Source organism: Pseudomonas sp. BS-2016, assembly GCF_001806145.1.
Taxonomy (GTDB): Bacteria; Pseudomonadota; Gammaproteobacteria; order Pseudomonadales; family Pseudomonadaceae; genus Aquipseudomonas; species Aquipseudomonas lundensis.
In genome coordinates, this window is the sequence record NZ_MLCT01000096.1 from 1 (window position 1) to 1,643 (window position 1,643).

2 protein-coding genes are annotated in these 1,643 nt (G+C 63.0%); both read right to left on the minus strand.

Features of this window, described 5'->3' with window-relative positions; all coding sequences use genetic code 11:
* Positions 1-228, minus strand: a 228-nt coding sequence (locus tag BKD70_RS22570) for a 50S ribosomal protein L11 methyltransferase (protein ID WP_139145798.1), incomplete at its 3' end; no start/stop codon positions are given.
* 64 nt (positions 229-292) lie between these two features.
* A complete protein-coding gene (locus tag BKD70_RS22575; RefSeq protein WP_034126684.1) occupies positions 293-1,624 on the minus strand; it encodes a TRZ/ATZ family hydrolase in 1,332 nt (443 codons plus the stop codon).
* Positions 1,625-1,643 lie beyond the last annotated feature (19 nt).

Consider the following 1,643-nt stretch of genomic DNA (forward strand, 5'->3'; position numbering starts at 1 on the left):
GTCGATGCCCATGACGGTGGCGCCGCGCTGGGCCATGGCTTCGCTGAGGATGCCGCCGCCGCAACCGACGTCCAGCACCTTCTTGCCGGCCAGGTTGACGCGCTCGTCAATCCAGTTGACCCGCAGTGGGTTGATATCGTGCAGGGGTTTGAATTCGCTCTCGCGGTCCCACCAGCGGTGAGCCAGGGCTTCAAACTTGGCGATTTCGGCGTGATCGACGTTGCTCATGGTGAATCCTCTGAATCTGATAAGTCGGTGTGTCGCGGCTGAACCCAAGGCTTCAGCCGCGTCGTTATTCGCTGTGCCCGCTGATGCGTTGGCCCCAGGCAATGGCCGTGGCGGTCAACTGTTGTTCATCCATGCGGGTCAATTGCCGGTCGTCGAGCAATGGCTTGCCGGCAACCCAAAGGTGTTTCACGCAATCGCGCCCGGTGGCATATATAAGCTGTGAGACCGGATCGTAGATCGGTTGTTGCGCCAACCCGGAAAGATCAAAAGCGACGATGTCTGCCGCCTTGCCGACTTCCAGGGAGCCAATCTGGCTGTCCAGGCCCATCGCCCTGGCGCCGTTGAGTGTGGCCATGCGCAGGGCGCGGTGGGCATCCAGCGCAGTGGCCGAGCCGGCCACGGCCTTGGCCAGCATCGCCGCCGTGCGGGTTTCGCCGAGCAAATCCAAGTCATTGTTGCTGGCAGCGCCGTCGGTGCCGATGGCCACGTTGACGCCAGCCTGCCACAAGCGCTCCACCGGGCAAAAGCCGCTGGCCAGTTTCAGGTTCGATTCCGGGCAGTGAATGACGCTGGTGTTGCTTTCTACCAGTAAAGCCAGGTCGTCTTCGCTGATTTGGGTCATGTGCACGGCCTGAAAGCGCGGGCCCAGCAGGCCAAGGCGAGCCAGGCGCGCCAATGGCCGCTCGCCGGTCTGCTCGACGGCTTGCTGCACTTCAAAGGCAGTTTCGTGAACGTGCATATGGATCACGGCGTCCAGCTCTTCGGCGATCACCCGGATCTTTTCCAGGTTGGCATCGCACACGGTGTAGGGCGCGTGGGGGCCGAAGGTGATTTTGATGCGCGGGTGGTGCTTGAGGTCGCCGAACAGCTCGATACCCTGGCGAATCGCCTCGTCGGCACTGCTGGCGCCGGGGATCGGGAAGTCGAGGATCGGCAGTGCGATCTGCGCACGCATACCGCTGTTGTGCACGCAGTCACTGGCGACCTTGGGGTAGAAATACATGTCCGAGAAGCAGGTGATGCCGCCCTTGATCTGCTCGGCAATGGCCAGGTTGGTACCGTCGCGCACGAACGCTTCATCGACCCACTTGGCTTCGGCTGGCCAGATGTGCTTTTCCAGCCAGGTCATCAGTGGCAAATCGTCGGCCAGGCCGCGGAACAGGGTCATGGCTGCATGGCCGTGTGCATTGACCAGGCCGGGGCTGAGCAGCATGCCGGGCAGTTCACGCACCTCTTGCGCCGCCAGCTTCAACGCCGCGTCCCGTGGCCCGATAAAGGCAATGCAGCCATCGCGGATACCCAGGCCGTGCTCCTTGAGCACCACCCCAGCGGGCTCGACGGGTACCAGCCAGGTCGGCAGCAGCAACAAGTCGAGCGGGGCGGCAGTGGAGGTCATCGCAGGCTTCTTCCCAGGC